The organism is Streptomyces sp. NPDC043853 (assembly GCF_056436025.1).
Genome location: NZ_JBWKDJ010000004.1, coordinates 250529 through 266431 on the forward strand (window position 1 = coordinate 250529; position 15903 = coordinate 266431).

16 protein-coding genes are annotated in these 15903 nt (G+C 71.1%); 8 read left to right on the forward strand and 8 right to left on the reverse strand.

Going from position 1 to position 15903, the window contains the following annotated elements:
- Positions 1-77 precede the first annotated feature (77 nt).
- Complete coding sequence (locus tag AC067U_RS13340; protein ID WP_478829783.1) at positions 78-1181, reverse strand: DUF3344 domain-containing protein; 1104 nt, start codon at positions 1179-1181, stop codon at positions 78-80.
- Positions 1182-1480: 299 nt separating this feature from the next.
- On the opposite strand from AC067U_RS13340, the gene AC067U_RS13345 reads away from it, so the two are divergent.
- From AC067U_RS13345 to AC067U_RS13360, 4 genes are all read left to right on the forward strand, one after another.
- Positions 1481-1888: a rodlin gene (locus AC067U_RS13345; protein ID WP_478829784.1), complete on the forward strand. Its 408-nt coding sequence runs from the start codon at positions 1481-1483 to the stop codon at positions 1886-1888.
- A gap of 212 nt (positions 1889-2100) precedes the next feature.
- On the forward strand, positions 2101-2334 hold the full coding sequence (locus AC067U_RS13350) for a chaplin (protein ID WP_478829785.1): 234 nt from the start codon (positions 2101-2103) through the stop codon (positions 2332-2334).
- Positions 2335-2465: 131 nt separating this feature from the next.
- Positions 2466-3674: a chaplin gene (locus AC067U_RS13355; protein WP_478829786.1), complete on the forward strand. Its 1209-nt coding sequence runs from the start codon at positions 2466-2468 to the stop codon at positions 3672-3674.
- Positions 3675-3895: 221 nt separating this feature from the next.
- Positions 3896-4249 carry a hypothetical protein gene (locus tag AC067U_RS13360; RefSeq protein ID WP_478829787.1) on the forward strand — a complete coding sequence of 118 codons (354 nt, stop codon included), beginning with the start codon at positions 3896-3898 and terminating at the stop codon, positions 4247-4249.
- A 78-nt stretch (positions 4250-4327) separates the two neighbouring features.
- Here the strand turns inward: AC067U_RS13360 and AC067U_RS13365 are convergent, their stop codons facing one another.
- Positions 4328-4567, reverse strand: a complete 240-nt coding sequence (locus AC067U_RS13365; RefSeq protein ID WP_478829788.1) for a chaplin — start codon at positions 4565-4567, stop codon at positions 4328-4330.
- 142 nt (positions 4568-4709) lie between these two features.
- On the reverse strand, positions 4710-5183 hold the full coding sequence (locus AC067U_RS13370; RefSeq protein WP_478829789.1) for a hypothetical protein: 474 nt from the start codon (positions 5181-5183) through the stop codon (positions 4710-4712).
- Between the two features lie 317 nt (positions 5184-5500).
- Between AC067U_RS13370 and AC067U_RS13375 the strand changes: the two genes are divergently transcribed.
- Positions 5501-5908, forward strand: a complete 408-nt coding sequence (locus AC067U_RS13375) for a rodlin (protein WP_478829790.1) — start codon at positions 5501-5503, stop codon at positions 5906-5908.
- Between the two features lie 126 nt (positions 5909-6034).
- Here the strand turns inward: AC067U_RS13375 and AC067U_RS13380 are convergent, their stop codons facing one another.
- Positions 6035-6685: a vitamin K epoxide reductase family protein gene (locus AC067U_RS13380; RefSeq protein WP_478829791.1), complete on the reverse strand. Its 651-nt coding sequence runs from the start codon at positions 6683-6685 to the stop codon at positions 6035-6037.
- A gap of 202 nt (positions 6686-6887) precedes the next feature.
- Between AC067U_RS13380 and AC067U_RS13385 the strand changes: the two genes are divergently transcribed.
- Positions 6888-7667 (forward strand): DUF6227 family protein, encoded by a 780-nt coding sequence (locus AC067U_RS13385; protein ID WP_478829792.1) that lies wholly within the window; start codon positions 6888-6890, stop codon positions 7665-7667.
- Between the two features lie 80 nt (positions 7668-7747).
- Here AC067U_RS13385 and AC067U_RS13390 read toward each other — a convergent pair whose 3' ends face one another.
- Entirely contained in the window at positions 7748-9292 is a 1545-nt protein-coding gene (locus AC067U_RS13390; protein ID WP_478829793.1) for an MFS transporter, read from the reverse strand.
- 62 nt (positions 9293-9354) lie between these two features.
- On the opposite strand from AC067U_RS13390, the gene AC067U_RS13395 reads away from it, so the two are divergent.
- Entirely contained in the window at positions 9355-10302 is a 948-nt protein-coding gene (locus tag AC067U_RS13395; protein WP_478829794.1) for a helix-turn-helix transcriptional regulator, read from the forward strand.
- A gap of 235 nt (positions 10303-10537) precedes the next feature.
- On the opposite strand, the gene AC067U_RS13400 is transcribed toward AC067U_RS13395, so the two are convergent.
- The 3 genes from AC067U_RS13400 to AC067U_RS13410 form a co-directional block, all read right to left on the reverse strand.
- Positions 10538-11521 carry a sigma-70 family RNA polymerase sigma factor gene (locus AC067U_RS13400; RefSeq protein WP_478829795.1) on the reverse strand — a complete coding sequence of 328 codons (984 nt, stop codon included), beginning with the start codon at positions 11519-11521 and terminating at the stop codon, positions 10538-10540.
- A 479-nt stretch (positions 11522-12000) separates the two neighbouring features.
- A complete protein-coding gene (locus AC067U_RS13405) occupies positions 12001-13527 on the reverse strand; it encodes an MFS transporter (protein ID WP_478829796.1) in 1527 nt (508 codons plus the stop codon).
- Between the two features lie 79 nt (positions 13528-13606).
- Complete coding sequence (locus AC067U_RS13410) at positions 13607-14293, reverse strand: TetR/AcrR family transcriptional regulator (protein WP_478830108.1); 687 nt, start codon at positions 14291-14293, stop codon at positions 13607-13609.
- A 306-nt stretch (positions 14294-14599) separates the two neighbouring features.
- Here AC067U_RS13410 and AC067U_RS13415 point away from each other — a divergent pair, with 306 nt between their 5' ends.
- Positions 14600-15895, forward strand: coding sequence for a M6 family metalloprotease domain-containing protein (locus AC067U_RS13415; protein ID WP_478829797.1), 1296 nt, complete (start codon positions 14600-14602; stop codon positions 15893-15895).
- The last annotated feature ends 8 nt before the right edge of the window (positions 15896-15903 follow it).

Here is a 15903-nt window from a genome sequence, read left to right on the forward strand (position 1 = left end):
TGCGTGATCGGGGTGTGCGATCGGCGCGGTGGCGGCGGCGATCGGGAGCGGTGCTCCGGGTTTCTCGGGACGGCTCCTCAGGGGCGCGCGTCCGTCTGTACGAAGAGCACGCCGAGGAAATGGCCCCGGCTCTCGCCCGTGAACGCGAAGGTCAGGCTGCGGGTTCCGCCGGTCAGCGCCGGTCCCAGATCGAACACGTCGGCGTCGTACCCCAGGTTGTTCACGTGTTCGGGCTGGCGCCGGAATCCGGCTTTCCCGAATTCTGTGATCGTCGAATTCATCACATCATCGGAAGGATTTGCGGCATTTCCGAGACCGATCCGGCGACCGCCGTCCGCCGTCACGGTGAGTGAGTCCCCCCGGGTCCCGCGGTCCCCGTCGTAGCCGACGATCCCCGCCTTCCCCGCTCCTCGGGCCGGGACGTCGAGCCCGGCGATCTCCACCGCCGGTACGGCCGACTTCGCCACGCCGGCGGTCGGCGCCTCGAAGCCGTCCCAGAGCGAGATCCGCCGCAGCGGCTCGTCGGGGTGCTCGTAGGCCGCCACCAGGGTCCAGCCGCCCCAGGCGCCCACCTCCGAACGCCCCATGGCGATGTTCAGCTGGGACACGGTCCACATCCCGGCGCCGCCCCTGCGGACCAGCGGGGTGATGTCGGCGGACGCCTGGTAGGCATCGCTGCCCGCATCTGTCCGGTGCCCGATCACGGTGTCGGCGAACACCGCCTTGTACGCCCCGCCCGGCTCTGCGACCAGCACCCGGCCGTTGTCCGCCGGCGGCTTCTGCTCGCCGACCCGCAGGTTCCCGCCCCAGTACAGCCGGGCGTAGGAGACCTTCGCGCCCCGGGGGATCCGCAGGTCGGCCCGGGTCGAGTTGTAGGTGTCCGGGTCCTTGTCGACCTCGCTGTAGAACATCTCGTACGCGCTGTTGACCCCGGCCGCGCCCCGCCCGACCTCGGCGCAGGAGGCCGCCCCCGGCTCCTCCTCCCGACGGCAGCCGATACCGGAGTTGGAAGCCCGTACGAGCCCGCCGTGCTGCACCGCCTGATAACGCTGGGTGAACGGGATCCGGGGCAATTCCTTCGCCGCCGGAACGGCCGCCGCGCCGGCCGCGGATGCACTGAACGAAAGAGCGAGGGACGAGATCAGACCGAGTGCGCCGAGGATTCGGCGGAAGGAACCCATGACCCTGTCACCATTTTCGATCATTGGGACGCATTGGGATGAAACCGGTTCCGCACTTTGTCAGAAATCGAGCCCGAAATCACGCCGGACTCGCCCGTACGGCCTTTCGGGGGACCGTGCGCACCCTTTCGGGTGGCGTGTCGTTAAGGGGGTGCGCCGCGTTCGGCAGCTACGAACAACCGGCCGTCAACGTGCTCACCCGACAGCGACATCCGGGTGAAGCCTCGCAACCCGAACCGGGGCCGGACCGTTGTTCCGGATGCTCCTGTACCGGGCAATCCTGCAGAAAAGGGACGACAGTGATCAAGAAGATGATGGCCACCGCGGCGGTCGCCGCCTCCGTCGTGGGCATGGGCGCGGCCATGGCCGGGCAGGCGATGGCCATCGGCAACGAGACCAACACCAACGTGAACGGCAACGGCGCCGCTCAGATCTACGGCAACCAGGAGACCCACGGTGCGATGAGCCCGCAGATGGCGCTCATCCAGGGCTCGTTCAACAAGCCGTGCATCGGCCTGCCGGCCAAGGCGAACGTCCAGTCCGTGCTGGCCCTGGTCAACGTCGGCGTCCAGGACATCCCGGTCCTCTCCGCCCCGCAGAACCAGCAGTGTGTCGAGAACTCGAACCAGATCAAGGGCGACGAGCCGCTCTCGCACATCCTGCAGAACATCCCGGTCCTGTCCGGCAACCTCTCTTCCGGCAGCTGACCGCACACCCCGCCGAGGCCGCCGCACCATTCCGGGGCGGCGGCCTCGCCGCGTGGCGAATTCACACATATACAATTCCGGACCCGACGGGCCCGACCGGCAATCGAGTGAATGCACTCGCAGCCCCGAAAAATATGCGGTTTCCTTTTTCGGCAAAGCTCGTTGTTGATTCTGCAGCGGCAAAACGCCACTGCGGGAAGGATCGAAAAGAAATGAAGTACAAGAAGGCAGTCGTCCTCGGCGCCGGTGTTCTGATGGCCACCGGTGCGGCCGCCCCCGCCATGGCCGACTCCGTGGCCGACGGCAAGGCCGTCAGCTCCCCCGGTGTGCTCTCGGGCAACCTCGCCCAGGTCCCGGTCCACGTGCCGGTCAACGTCTGCGGCAACTCCGTCAACGTGATCGGGCTGCTGAACCCCGCCTTCGGCAACACCTGCGTCAACGCCTGACCAGGCGCCGGCCAGCGCCCGCGCCCGCAAGGGCAAACCTCCTCGGGGTGGCCTCGGAGTGCACGGCGGTGCACTCCGGGGCCACCTTCGATTCAGCACCGGCGGTGGCGCCGGTAGACAGGGAAGGACCCATGCGACAGGTACTCAGCCGACAGGTACTGGGCAAGGGGGTGCTCACGGCCGCGGCGGCGTCGAGTCTGCTGTCGATCGCGGGCGGGGCGGCGTACGCGACCCCCGGAGCGACCGCCGAGGCCTCGCACTCCCCCGGTGTGCTCTCGGGGAACGCCGTCTCGGCGCCGATCACCTTCTCGCCGAACGTGTGCGGCAACTCGGTGGACGCGGGAGCGGCGCTCAACCCGTCCTTCGGCAACACCTGCGTCAACGACACCGGCGGCCGCTCCGGCCCGAAGGACGACCACGACTACCGGCGCTACCTCAGCCCGGAGCACGCCGAGGCCTTCGAGCGCTACCTGGAGGAGCGCGAGGGACACGGCGGCGGCTACGGCCCCTCGCACGACGCACCACCCCGCCACGTGCCCCGCCAGGAACCCCGGCACGAGCCTCGTCACGAGCAGCCCCGTCACGAGCAGCCTCGTCACGAGCAGCCTCGTCACGAGCAGCCTCGTCACGAGCAGCCCCGGCACGAGCAGCCCCGGCACGAACAGCCTCGTCACGAGCAGCCCCGGCACGAACAGCCTCGTCACGAGCAGCCCCGGCACGAACAGCCTCGTCACGAGCCGCGCCAGGAGCACCAGCACCAGCAGGAACACGGGCAGGGCGGCTACGGCGGTCCGGGCGGGCACGAGGAGGAGTGCGACGACCACCCGCCGACCCCGCCGGTGCAGCACGTTCCCCCGAAGCCCAAGCCGGAGCCGCGGCCCGAGCCCAGGCCCGCGGCGGAACACCCGGCCCCGGCCCCGACGCCGGTCCACGAGGAGGCCCCGCCGGTCACCCTCCCCGCACCCGAGCCGGCCCCGGTCCCGCTGCCCGCGCCCGCCCCGGTCGAGGACGAGGCGCCGCCCGCCCCGCCGCACGGCAGCCAGGTCGTCCCGCCCGCCCCCGAGGCCGTACGTCCGCCCGCCCCGGTCACGGACCAGCCGCCCGCCGTCCCCCCCGGGGACCTCCCGGTGCCGGCCCCGCTGCCCGCGCCCGCCCCGGCCCCGCAGCCCGTCCCGGCTCCCGCACCCGCCCCGGCTCCGCTGCCGGCCCCCGCACCCGCCGCGGTCACCCCTCCGGTGCTCGCCGAGACCGGTGCGGGATCCGTCGAGGCCATGGCCGCGCTCGCCTCGGCGCTGCTGCTCGGCGGAGCAATCCTGTACCGGCGGTCCCGCCTCGACTGACCCGTCACGCTCATCGGAAAATCAGCGGCCGGAGAATCCACCACGGATTCTCCGGCCGCTCCCGTTACGGCCGCTCCCGTTACGGCTGCTTCCGTTACGGCTGCTTCCGTTCGGGCCGTTGCCGTTCGAAAAGCGGTGGCCGCGGAGTTTCCGCAGCCATGCCACATCGTTGTCCAAGGCGATAGTGGCGCGAGGGTCGTCACTGGAAATGGATTTCGACGATGAAGTACTCGAAGGTCGCCGCCGCCGTCGCCGGTTCCGTCGCCGCGCTCGCGGCATCCGCGTCCGCCTCCGCCTTCGCCGCCGGCCCGGCCGCCATGCCGCCGATGAGCCTCAACGGCGGTGCCATGGAGGCCGCGAACACCCTGGCGCCCGTCGTGGAGAACCCCCTGCAGCTCGTGGGCGACGGCCTGGCCGAACAGAACGGGCAGATCAACAAGGTGGTCGGCACGGTTGAGGACGTCAACAAGGTCCGCAACTCGGTGGGCCCCGGAAAGGTGGCGGAGAACGCCAACGTGGTCGGTCAGGTCGTGCCGATGCTGGGCGGCGTCAAGGTGAACGGCGGCCAGGGCTGACACCGCACCACCCCGGACGAAAACACTGTGGGCGCCCCGGCGATGCCGGGGCGCCCACAGTGGTGAAGCCGCTTGGGATCAGGCGTTGACGCAGGTGTTGCCGAACGCGGGGTTCAGCAGCGCGATCACGTTGACGGTGTTGCCGCAGACGTTGACCGGCACGTGGACCGGGACCTGGACCACGTTGCCCGAGGCGACGCCGGGGGAGCCGTAGGCACCGCCCTCGGCCGAGGAGTCGGCAACGGCGGAGCCCGCGGCACCGGCAGCGGCGAGACCGGCGGAGGCCAGGACCACGGCGGCCTTCTTGGCAGTGTTCATGAGGAGCACACCTTCTCTTCGACGTTCTGCCCCGATCCGGGGCTCACACCGATCGAAACGGCCCACTCCGCCGGACGACACGGGCCGGGCCGCGATCCGACCTGTTCAGCTCAACGGCCGTAACCGCGGCCCGGATCCGGCGTTACCGCGCGCTGACCGGGATGTTGACCTCCGGGATCACGGGGATGTCGGGGATCTCGACGTCCGGGACCTCGGGCGTGATGTCGATCGTGTCCTCCGGCAACGGCAGCGCCGGCGGGGTCAGGCCCGGGATCTCGGGCAACTCCACCCCCGGGATCTCGGGGAGCTCCACCCCAGGGATCTCCGGCAGCTCCACCCCCGGGATCTCCGGCAGCTCCAGGCCCGGGAGATTGAGGTCGGGCAGCTTGATCTCCGGGATGCTGATCGGAGGGAGCGAAATGCCCGCCGGCAGCAGCCCCTTGATGGCACTGAGGATGCCGTTCACCAGGTCGTCGATCGGGCCGGCCGCGGCCGCCGCCCGGTGGGACCGGGCCCCTTCCGCGTGGATGGCGCTCGCCGGGGCGGCCCCGCCGAAGAGTATGACGGCGGCAAGGGCGGAGGGGACGAGGACGCGAGTCGCCTTGTTGGGGTGCATGAGCGTTCCTTCTGTGGGACGTGCGGGAGCGGACCAGCAGGGGGACCCCCGGGGGCCGGGGGACAGTCCGCTTCCTCACCCACCGTGCGAACACCTTGCACGGAGCGCAACCGGAGCCCCGGGCCGGCGGGCCGGTCGGCGCCCCCGACTACGGGCTGCGTACGGGCTTCGCGCAGGCGTCCGGGGCGGTTTCACCCGGGCTGGGGAAAAGCCGGGCGCGAACGGGCCGTTTGAGTGAAGGAGCGGAACCAACCCGCGGACCGGCCAGTTGATCAGGGCGCTCCATTAGCGGGCACTCGTGCGACAAAAGGATCAAAATGCTCAAGAAGATTATGGCCACCGCTGCGGTCACCGCCTCCGTGGTCGGCGCGGGCGCCGCCGTGGCCGCTCCGGCGATGGCCATCGGCAACGACACCGTGACCAACGTCAACGGCAACGGTGCGCAGCAGATCTACGGCAACCAGAAGACCGAAGGTCCCCTGAGCCCGCAGCTCGGCGTGGTCCAGGGCACGCTCAACAAGCCCTGCATCGGCCTGCCCGCCAAGGTCAACGCGCAGTCGCTGGTGGCCCTGGTCAACGTGGGCGTCCAGGACATCCCGGTCCTCTCCGCCCCGCAGAACCAGCAGTGCGTCGAGAACTCGAACCAGATCAAGGGTGACGAGCCCGTCTCGCACATCCTCAGCAACATCCCGGTGCTGTCGGGCAACGCGTCGGCCGGCAGCTGACGGCCGCTCCCTCCTTCCGGCGCTCTCCCTTCCGGCCCGGGCCTCTGACGCCCGTGGAGCGATGCGGTGACGCGCAGAGCCCCGACAGCATCCGGCTGCCGGGGCTCTGTGGTGTGCGGGCGGACCTCAGCTCGTCCAGAAGTCCCACCACCGGGTCAGCACCAGCATCCCGATCACCCCGATGTGCAGGGCCGGCGGCGCCCAGCCGAACTCGGTGAAGAAGGTCCGCAGCGGGGCGGGCGCGGGCAGCACCCCGGTCCGGACGTTGTGCGCGGTCACCGCCCAGAACATCAGCAGCGTCGCCGCCCAGGCCAGGCAGCACCACAGGCACAGGGCGTTGATCTCGTACAGGGACTGGACCATCAGCCAGGCGCAGAAGCCGGTCCCGAAGGCGGTGCCGGCGTTCAGTCCCAGCCAGAACCAGCCCCGGTGGCGGGCGCCCGCCAGCAGGCCCGCGCCGACGCACACCACCACGGCGTAACCGGCCAGTCCCAGCATCGGGTTGGGGAATCCGAAGGCGGCCGCCTGCTCGCTCTGCATCACGCTGCCGCAGGACACGACCGGGTTGAGGCTGCAGGCCGGTTTGAACGACGGGTCCTCCAGCAGGAGGAACTTGTCGAGGGTGATGACCCAGGAGGCCAGCAGCCCGGCCGCCCCGGTGAGCACCAGCAGCCAGGCCAGCGCCTTGGGCGCGGCGGCCGGTTCGCGGTCCCGCCGCTCGTGGCCCGCCCCCTGCTGGCGGGGGACGCCCACGGTGTTCACTGCATTCGTTGCCATGCGGCCCATACTCCCGCGATAGCCCGCAGACCGTGGTGAACCATGCGTATCCATACGCAAGTTGACCTGAAGGGGTGGTGGCGGGTGGCGGGAACCCGGGGCGCTTCCCGGACGTTTTACCGAACCCCGGACGTGATGTCAGACGCAGGGGCTACGTTGTGCTTCCGCAACGTGACAAGCTGCGACGGCCTGGAGACCCACCTTGAGCGATCCGTACGAGACAACCGAGGCCCACCTCGAACGACTCCTGGGCCGCGCCCTCAACTCCTTCGACCTGCCGGACCGGCTGGTCGAGCGCCTCGGGACGGCGCTCGCCCACAGCTCCTCGCTGCACACCACGCACCACAGTCCGGCGTCGGGGCTGTGGCGGGAGATCCACCGGCACGCCTACCTGCTGGCCGACGGCAGTTCGGTCGCCCTGTGGGAACTCGCCTACCGGCTGGGCGCGGACCGGGCGGTGCGGTACGAGGTGTTCGCCAGCCGACCGGAGGTCACGCTGGCGGTGAACCGCATCTTCGACGGTCTGGAAGCGGCCCCGCTCGCGGAGTTCACGCTGCTGCCGGACGACCCGGACGGCACGCCGTCGGACGCTGCGGTGCTGAGCGCGCTGTTCGCCGCCTCCGCGGCGGCACCGGTGCAGCGGCATCGGGAGTACGAGGTGGAGGACTCCGCGGACCACGCACGCCGGGTGCTGCGCCGCGCGGAGAACCCGGACCGGCCCGGCGAGCCGGTGGCGGCGCTGCTGAAGGGTGCGTACGCGCACCGGATCACCCAGGCGTTCGGGACCCGGCAGTGCCTGGCGTACGGCCGGGACGCCGGTTTCAGCCTCTACGAGCACGCGTTCGTGCTGCTGGACGGCAGCGAGGTCAGCCTGTGGGAGGTCGAGCACACGGCGACGCCCGACGGCCGGCACATGTGCGAGGTGTACGAGAGCGAGGCGGCGGCCCGGGAGGCGATGGAGGCCCGCGCCCGGGTCCGCTGACGTCCACCGCCCCGCCCGGTGTGGGCAGGCGTCCCGCAGGGCCGGACGCCTGCGGCACGCCTGCCCACCCGACGGGGGCGTCAGACTGCCGGAACCTTGACCGGGGTCGGCTCGGCGGCGGAGCCCGCCTCGGCCTCGTGGCCGGCGCCCGAGGCGCTGTGGCGCGGCAGTGCGAACATCACCGCGAAGATGAGCACCAGCACTCCGGCCACCCACCACATGGCGTGCCGGAACGCGTCCACGTACGGCGCGCCGAACACCATCTCGTTGTCGATCACCCCGAAGTACACCACCGAGGTCAGGCCGAGCCCGAGCGCGTTGCCCATCTGGTTGGTGGTGTTGATCAGGCCGGAGGCGGAGCCGGCGTGCTCGCGCGGCACCTCGGACAGCACGGTGTCGGTGAGCGGGGCAACGATCAGGCCCATGCCGATGCCCAGCACGATCAGCGGGGGCGCCATCTGCCAGGAGGAGATCTCCATGCCGTAGCGCTCCGACTCCCAGATGTAGAGCAGCAGACCGGCGGCCATGGTCAGCGCGCCCGCCTGGAGCACCTTGCGGCCGAAGCGGGGCACCAGCTTCTGCACGGACATGCCGGCGGCCACCGAGACGGAGATGGAGAACGGGATGCCGGTCAGTCCGGCCCGCAGCGCGCTCCAGCCCAGACCCATCTGCATCATCAGGGTCCAGACGAGGAAGAAGATGCCGGTGGCGATACCGAAGGTGAGCTGCACGGCGATACCGGCGGCGAAGCTCTTGACCTTGAAGAGGGAGAGCTCGACCAGCGGGGAGCCGTCCTTGGCCGCCTTGTGCTTCTCGTACGCGATGAAGCCCGCGATCACCAGCGGCACCGCGCCCATGCAGACGAAGCCCCACAGCGGCCAGTCGTTCTCCCGGCCCTGGGTGAGCGGGTAGATGAGCATCACCATGGCGAGGGTGGCCAGGATGACGCCGACCAGGTCGAGCCGGAGGGCCTGCGGGGCCTTGGACTCGGTGATGAACTTGCGGCCCAGGATCACTCCGGCGATACCGACCGGCAGGTTGATCAGGAAGATCGGCCGCCATTCCAGGCCGAACAGGTTCCACTCGGTGAGCAGGGCGCCGAGCATCGGGCCGGAGACGGCGCCGAGGCCGACGATCGCACCGAACATGCCGAAGACCTTGCCGCGCTCGTGCGGCGGGAAGGTCACGTGGATGATCGCGAGCACCTGCGGGACCATCAGGGCGGCCATGCCGCCCTGGAGGAGCCGGGAGGCGACGAGCATCGCGGGATTCGCCGCGAGGCCGCAGAGCATGGACGCGGCGGTGAAGCCGGCGATACCGACCAGGAAGAGCCGCTTGCGGCCGAATATGTCACCCAGTCGGCCTCCGGTGATCAGTCCGGCGGCGAAGGCGAGCGCGTAGCCGGCGGTGATCCACTGGATGGCACTGGTCGAGGCGTCCAGGTCGGCCCGCATGCTCGGGATGGCTATGTTGACGATCGTGACGTCGACCAGGTCCATGAAGGCCGCGGTCATGACGATGGCGAGGGCCAGCCAGCGGCGGCGGTCGGCCGGGTCGGTCTGCCCTTCTTCCGGTATGGGCCCGGTGGTGCCGGCGGGCGATTTCCTGGGCGTCTCAGTGCTCATGGGGAGGAATCTAGACCCCATGTAGGTCAGTTCGTGTCCTATTTTGCTGGCAGCCTGGAGACATGAACGACACCCCTGCTCGACTGCTCACCCTGCTGTCCCTGCTCCAGACCCCGCGCGAGTGGCCGGGCAGCGAACTGGCCGCGCGGCTCGGAGTCAGCCCGCGGACGATCCGCCGGGACATCGACCGGCTGCGGGAGCTGGGCTACCCCGTGGAGGCCAGCCTGGGCGCGGAGGGCGGGTACCGGCTGGTGGCGGGCACGGCCATGCCTCCTCTGCTGCTCGACGACGAGGAGGCGGTCGCGATCGCCGTCGGACTTCGGGCGGGCGCCGGGCACGCCATCGAGGGGGTCGAGGAGGCGTCCGTACGGGCGCTGGCCAAGCTGGAACAGGTACTGCCGTCGCGGCTGCGGCACCGGGTGGGCGCCCTGCAGTCGGCGACGGTCGCGCTGAGCCGGGGCGACGGTGCGCGGATCGACCCGCGCACGCTGACCGCCATCGCCGGCGCGGTGGCCGGGCAGGAGCGGCTGCGCTTCGGCTACCGGGCCCGGGACGGGGTGGAGTCGAAGCGGCTGGTGGAGCCCTACCGGCTGGTGAGCACCGGACGGCGCTGGTACCTGGTGGCCTACGACCTGCACCGCGAGGACTGGCGGACCTTCCGGGTGGACCGGGTCGTCGAGCCGTTCCCCACCGGGGCGCGGTTCGTGGAGCGCGAGGCGCCGATGGAAGCGGTGGAGTTCGTGGAGCGGGGGCTCCAGGGCAGGCGGAAGTACACGGTGGAGGTGACCTTCGAGTCGGTGCCGGAGGACCTGCCGTCATGGCTGGAGCCGGTGGTGGAGGAGCCGTCCGGAGGCTGCCGGCTCCGCTTCGAGACGGCGGACGCGCCGGAGTGGCTCGCGGTGCGGTTGGCGCTCACCGGCGTGCCGTTCACGGTCGTGGAGCCGCCCGCACTGGCGGCGGCCGCCGCGTCGATGGGCGCGGCCCTCACCCGCGCGGCGGGCGCGGCGTAGAGATGACCCAGCCGCCGTGTGGGCAGGCGTGCCACAGGGCGATGGGGGTACCCCCTGCTCGAGCGAAGTCGAGAGCTTGGGGGTGGGGGTCCCCCCGGACGGAGTCTGGGGGAGGTGGGCACACGGCACACGGCACGCACCGCTTCGCGCAGCCTCCCTGCACTCCGGCCCCGCCGTGTTCAGGGGGGCCGGCCGGACGCAGACCCGCCCGGTGACCCCGCTGCAGCGCTCCGCGCTAGGCCACCGCGTCGAAGCCCGTGTCGCGGGCCATCCGCTTCAGCTCCAGCAGGGCGTGCTTCTCGATCTGGCGGATGCGCTCACGGGTGAGGCCGTGCTGCTTGCCCACCTCGGTCAGCGTCCGCTCGCGGCCGTCGTCGATGCCGTACCGCATCTTGATGATCGACGCCGTCCGCTGGTCGAGCTTGCCGATCAGGTCCTCCAGCTCCTCGCTGCGCAGCAGCGAGAGGACGGACTGCTCGGGGGAGATCGCCGAGGTGTCCTCCAGCAGGTCGCCGAACTGCGTGTCGCCCTCGTCGTCCACCGACATGTTGAGGCTGACCGGGTCACGGGCCCAGTCCAGGACGTCGCCCACGCGCGTCTCGGTGGAGCCGAGCTCGGCGGCGATCTCCGCGTGCTCCGGGTCGCGGCCGTTCTCCCGGTTGAACTCGCGCTGTACCCGGCGGATCCGGCCGAGCTCCTCGACCAGGTGGACGGGGAGGCGGATGGTGCGGGACTGGTCGGCGATGGACCGGGTGATGGCCTGCCGGATCCACCAGGTCGCGTACGTGGAGAACTTGAAGCCCTTGGTGTAGTCGAACTTCTCCACCGCGCGGACCAGGCCGGCGTTGCCCTCCTGGATCAGGTCGAGCAGCGGCAGGCCGCTGCGCGGGTAGCGGCGGGCGACGGCGACGACCAGGCGGAGGTTCGAGCGGATGAAGATCTCCTTCGCCCGCTCCCCTTCGGCGGCGAGGGCCTCCAGCTCGGCACGCGTGGCGACGCCCCCCTCGGATTCCTCGGTCTCGCCGTCGAGGATCTGCCGGGCGTACACACCCGCCTCGATGATCTGGGACAGCTCCACTTCCCTGGCGGCATCGAGCAGCGGCGTGCGCGCGATCTCGTCCAGGTACATCCCGACGAGGTCGCGGTCGGCGATCTCTCCGCTGATGGCGGCGCGAGTGCTGCCGGCGGACTGGCGACTGGCGACGGCGCGGGTTGCCATGCGTGCTCCCTTGCGATGAGTTCGGTCGCGGTGTGGCGTGCGGGTGCCGGAACACTCTCGCGAGTACCGGCATCCGAAGGAAACAACGACTGGAATCGGGACAGAATTCCCACGCGGCGCCGCAATTTTCGAGATCTTGCAGTATCCTGCCCCGCCGCCGACGGCGACAGGGGGCGCCACTCGCCCGGCCCGGCAGTTCCGCAGGTCAGTGCCGGTTTCGCTACCGGTTTCGGCACCGGTGTCGGCACCCGCGGTGGTGCGGGCTTCGGCGCCGGTGTCCGTGCCGGAGCCAGTGCCCGGTCGGGCTGCCACTTCACCCCGGTAGACGTCGTCCCGGGCCGCGCGGTTGCCTCCGCACGCTCCCGGCTCCGTCCGTTCCCGCTCCGTAGGCGCACACGCGGACGGGCCGCCCTCGGATGAGGGCGGCCCGTCCTGGCGTGAAGCGGGTGGCCGCCGTTACGCGGCTGCCGTGCGGGGGGTCAGTGGGCGACCACCGGGATCTTGACCTCGGCTTCCGCCGATTCGCCGGACGGGACGGGTCCCGCCTGCGGACGTCCCGTGTTGATCAGGGTCAGCGCGATCACCGCGCTGGCCGCCAGGATGCCCACGGCCCACCAGATCGCCGAGGAGTATCCGTGCACCATGGCCTGTGCCTGGACCAGCTTCGCGGCCTGGCCGCCCGCCGCCGCCTCCGCGGCGTGCGAGGTCAGGTAGGCGGTGGTGGCCGAGGCGGCGATGGTGTTCAGCAGGGCGGTTCCGATCGCGCCGCCGACCTGCTGCGAGGTGTTGACCATCGCGGAAGCCACACCGGCGTCGGCCGGGTTCACCCCGTGGGTGGCCAGGGACATGGCCGGCATGAAGGCCGTGCCCATGCCCAGGCCGAGCAGCAGCTGGGCCGGCAGGATCAGGGCCGCGTACGAGGACCCGACCTCGAGCTGGGTCAGCATCAGCATGCCGGCGGCGGCGACCAGGAAGCCGGGGCCCATCAGCAGCCGCGGCGGGACCCGGGTCATCAGCCGGGCGCCGACCTGGGTGGAGCCGGTGATCATGCCCGCGATCATCGGCAGGAAGGCGAAGCCGGTCTTGACCGGCGAGTACCCCTTGACCACCTGCAGGTAGTAGGTGAGGAAGAGGAACAGGCCGAACATCGCGATCACGGCCAGGCCGAGGGAGAGGTAGACACCGCCCCGGTTGCGCTCCAGGAGCACCCGCAGCGGCAGCAGCGGGGACTTCACCAGCGCCTCGGTCACCACGAACGCGCCGAGCAGCAGGACCGAGGCCACGAACAGGCCCACGGTGATGCCGTCCGTCCAGCCGTCCGACTCGGCGCGGGTGAACCCGTACACGAGGGCGACCAGGCCGGCCGTGGAGAGCAGCACGCCGGGGATGTCCAGCGGCGCGCGGTTGCGGGAGCCGGCGGGCTCGCGGATCACCAGGTACGCGCCGACGGCCGCGACCACGGCGAACGGGATGTTGACGTAGAAGGTCCAGCGCCAGTTCAGGTACTCGGTGAGGAAGCCGCCGAGGATCAGGCCGACCGCACCGCCACCGCCGGCGATGGCGCCGTAGATGCCGAAGGCCTTGGCCCGCTCCTTGGCGTCGGTGAACATGACGGCGAGCAGGGACAGCGCGGCCGGGGCGAGCAGCGCACCGAACGCGCCCTGGAGGGCGCGGGCGCCGAGCATCATGGCCTCGCCGGTGGCGGCGCCGCCGAGCGCGGAGGCCGCGGCGAAGCCGGCCAGGCCGACGATGAAGGCGTTCTTGCGGCCCCACAGGTCGGCGATGCGGCCGCCGAAGAGGAGCAGACCGCCGAAGGCGAGGGCGTAGGCGGTGATGACCCATTGCCGGTTGCCGTCGGAGATCCCGAGGTCCTGCTGGGCGGACGGGAGTGCGATGTTCACGATGGTCGCGTCGAGCACGACCATCAGCTGGGCCAGGGCTATGAAGACCAGCGCTTTCCAGCGGCTGGGGTCAGCCTGCTGCGGGAGCTCGGCTGTTTTCGGCATGGAGGTACCCACTTCACGGTGCGGATGGCTTGAAATAGTGCGTAAACGGGATGTGTCTGTAAGAACTCGACGGGAGAGGCTAAAGGGCGCAACCCGTCGGAGTCATATGGTTTTCGGCTCCGGCCCGCCGCCTCAGGTCTTCGAGGGTGGTGGCGGTGCCGGGCAGTTCGGACCGGGCCGGGGCGCGCAGCCCGTCCAGGAACAGCTGCAGATGGCGGTGGACGAACGCGTCGGAGTCGAGGCAGCCGGTGCCGGGGAGCGGACGACTGAGCTGGGTCATGGCCAGGAGGTAGTCCCCGATGGCCACGTCCGGGCGGAGCAGGCCGGCGTCCCGGCCGCGGGCCATCAGGAGCTCGACGGCTTCCTCCAAGGCCGCGCGGACGGCCAGGAGTTCGGGGTGGTCCCGGTCGAAGCCGCCGCTCAGCATGGGGCAGAGGGCGCCGATCCGCTCGTCGGCGGCGGCATGGGTGAAGCGTACGAGCGCGGCGAAGGCGTCCGGCTCCTCGGCGAGGGCCCGCTCGGCGTGGGCGGCGACCTGGCCCATGACGTAGAGGACCACGTGGTGCACCAGGCCGGACCGGTCGGGGAAGTGCCGGTAGAGGGTGGCGTTCCCGACACCCGCCCGGCGGGCGATCTCGTCGAGCGGGGCATCCGGCCCGTGCTCGACGAAGGCGTCCCTGGCGGCGGTGAGGATCCGCTCGCGGTTGCGGAGCGCGTCGGCGCGCGGCCTCGGCGCCTTGACCGGCACCTCCGCCTCGACCGGCACCGCTACCCCGGCCGGCGGCTTCGCCGGTGCCTCGTCCGTCCGCACGACTCCCACTGCCTCTCCTCCGCGTTCGCGGCCTGCGTACGACCCCCCGGGCACAACCGGGGAACCGGTCCCCGTTTCGAGGACATCGGGTTAAACGGGGAGCCCCTCCCCGGTTATTTCACCCTCCCGTGTGAGCCGGGTCACATGGCGCTCCACGTTCGGACGCGCCCGACAGGCGGGCGCGACGCGCCGGACGGAGGGTGAACGAACAGAGCGCAGACCCGGGCCCGGCCGGCTGCCGCGGACCCGAAGGCGTCTCTCATGCCGCAGACCCGCCACCGGATACGCACCCTCCAGACCCTGCGCACGCACCGCCGCACCTGCGCGTACATCGGCATCGCCGCGCTGGCCCTCGGGGTCACCGCGACGGCCAGCACCGGGATCAGCGGCCCGGCCCGTTCCGCGGCCGGACCGGTGGCCACGTCCAACGAGGCCGCGCTGGCCCCCTGCCGGATCGCCGGGGCGATGGGCGTCCAGATGTCCGAGGGCATGCCGACCGCGCCCGGGTACTCACGCAGCACGGGCGAGGTGCGCGCCCTCAACCTGATGATCGACTTCCCGGACGCCAAGGGCGAGGGCACGGCGATGGACCGGCTGGCGGAGTTCTTCCCCCAGACGGCGGACTGGTTCCGCACCAGCTCCTACGGCCGGCTGGACTACCGGCCGGAGGCCCCGATAAGGACCTGGCTGCGGATGCCGATGCCGTTCGCCGCGTACGGGATCGGGCGCGGCTCCGCCTACGAGCCGGGCTACCAGCAACTCATCGAGCACATCGTGCAGGCCGCGGACGCCGAGGTGGACTTCAGCCGGTACGACCTGGTCAACATCCTGGTCACGCCGAACGCCGGGCCCTCGGCCCTGGACACCGTGCTCTCGGTGACCTTCTCCGGGAACGCCGAGGCCCCGGTCGCCGACGGGGTGCCGCTGTCGAACACCTCGTTCGTCTACAGCCGGCAGGACGACGGTTCCGGCAGCTACCGGGAGACCGGCTACCGGGTGCTGCCCCACGAGAACGGGCACGTCTTCGGGCTGCCGGACCTCTACACCACGGACGGGGGCGGCGCCGTCGGCCACTGGGACATCATGAGCGAGGACTGGGGCGCCAACAACGACCTGCTGGGCTGGCACAAGTGGAAGCTGGGCTGGCTGGACGGCAAGCAGATCTCCTGCGCGTCCCGGCCGGGGACGAGCCTGCACACGCTGACCCCACTCGCGACGCGGGACGGGGTCAAGCTGGCTTTCGTACCGCTGTCGGCGAGTGTGGGCTACGCGATGGAGGTCCGTACACAGGGCGGGAACGACGAGGCGGTCTGCAAGCCCGGGGTACTCATCTACAGGGTGGACTCCGACGTGGACACCGGGCGCGGCCCGGTGACCGTGTCGGACAGCAAGGACACCAGCGGCGGCTGCACCCGGAGGGCCAATATCCACGCGGAACTGTCGGACGCTCCCTTCGGCCCGGGCGAGACCTTCACCGACACGGAGGCGGGCCTCAGTGTCGCGGTCCTGGAGCGCCTCGGCTCGGGCGGCTACCGCATCCGGATCACCCGCCGCTGACGGCGGCC

Excerpts from the sequence above, each read along its gene's own strand:
- AC067U_RS13395 (WP_478829794.1), top strand. The coding sequence starts at position 9,355 with ATGAACGACACCCCTGCTCGACTGCTCACCCTGCTGTCCCTGCTCCAG.
- AC067U_RS13340 (WP_478829783.1), bottom strand. The coding sequence starts at position 1,181 with ATGGGTTCCTTCCGCCGAATCCTCGGCGCACTCGGTCTGATCTCGTCC.
- AC067U_RS13360 (WP_478829787.1), top strand. The coding sequence starts at position 3,896 with ATGAAGTACTCGAAGGTCGCCGCCGCCGTCGCCGGTTCCGTCGCCGCG.
- AC067U_RS13400 (WP_478829795.1), bottom strand. The coding sequence starts at position 11,521 with ATGGCAACCCGCGCCGTCGCCAGTCGCCAGTCCGCCGGCAGCACTCGC.
- AC067U_RS13375 (WP_478829790.1), top strand. The coding sequence starts at position 5,501 with ATGCTCAAGAAGATTATGGCCACCGCTGCGGTCACCGCCTCCGTGGTC.
- AC067U_RS13390 (WP_478829793.1), bottom strand. The coding sequence starts at position 9,292 with ATGAGCACTGAGACGCCCAGGAAATCGCCCGCCGGCACCACCGGGCCC.
- AC067U_RS13380 (WP_478829791.1), bottom strand. The coding sequence starts at position 6,685 with ATGGCAACGAATGCAGTGAACACCGTGGGCGTCCCCCGCCAGCAGGGG.
- AC067U_RS13365 (WP_478829788.1), bottom strand. The coding sequence starts at position 4,567 with ATGAACACTGCCAAGAAGGCCGCCGTGGTCCTGGCCTCCGCCGGTCTC.
- AC067U_RS13350 (WP_478829785.1), top strand. The coding sequence starts at position 2,101 with ATGAAGTACAAGAAGGCAGTCGTCCTCGGCGCCGGTGTTCTGATGGCC.
- AC067U_RS13415 (WP_478829797.1), top strand. The coding sequence starts at position 14,600 with ATGCCGCAGACCCGCCACCGGATACGCACCCTCCAGACCCTGCGCACG.
- AC067U_RS13355 (WP_478829786.1), top strand. The coding sequence starts at position 2,466 with ATGCGACAGGTACTCAGCCGACAGGTACTGGGCAAGGGGGTGCTCACG.
- AC067U_RS13370 (WP_478829789.1), bottom strand. The coding sequence starts at position 5,183 with ATGCACCCCAACAAGGCGACTCGCGTCCTCGTCCCCTCCGCCCTTGCC.
- AC067U_RS13405 (WP_478829796.1), bottom strand. The coding sequence starts at position 13,527 with ATGCCGAAAACAGCCGAGCTCCCGCAGCAGGCTGACCCCAGCCGCTGG.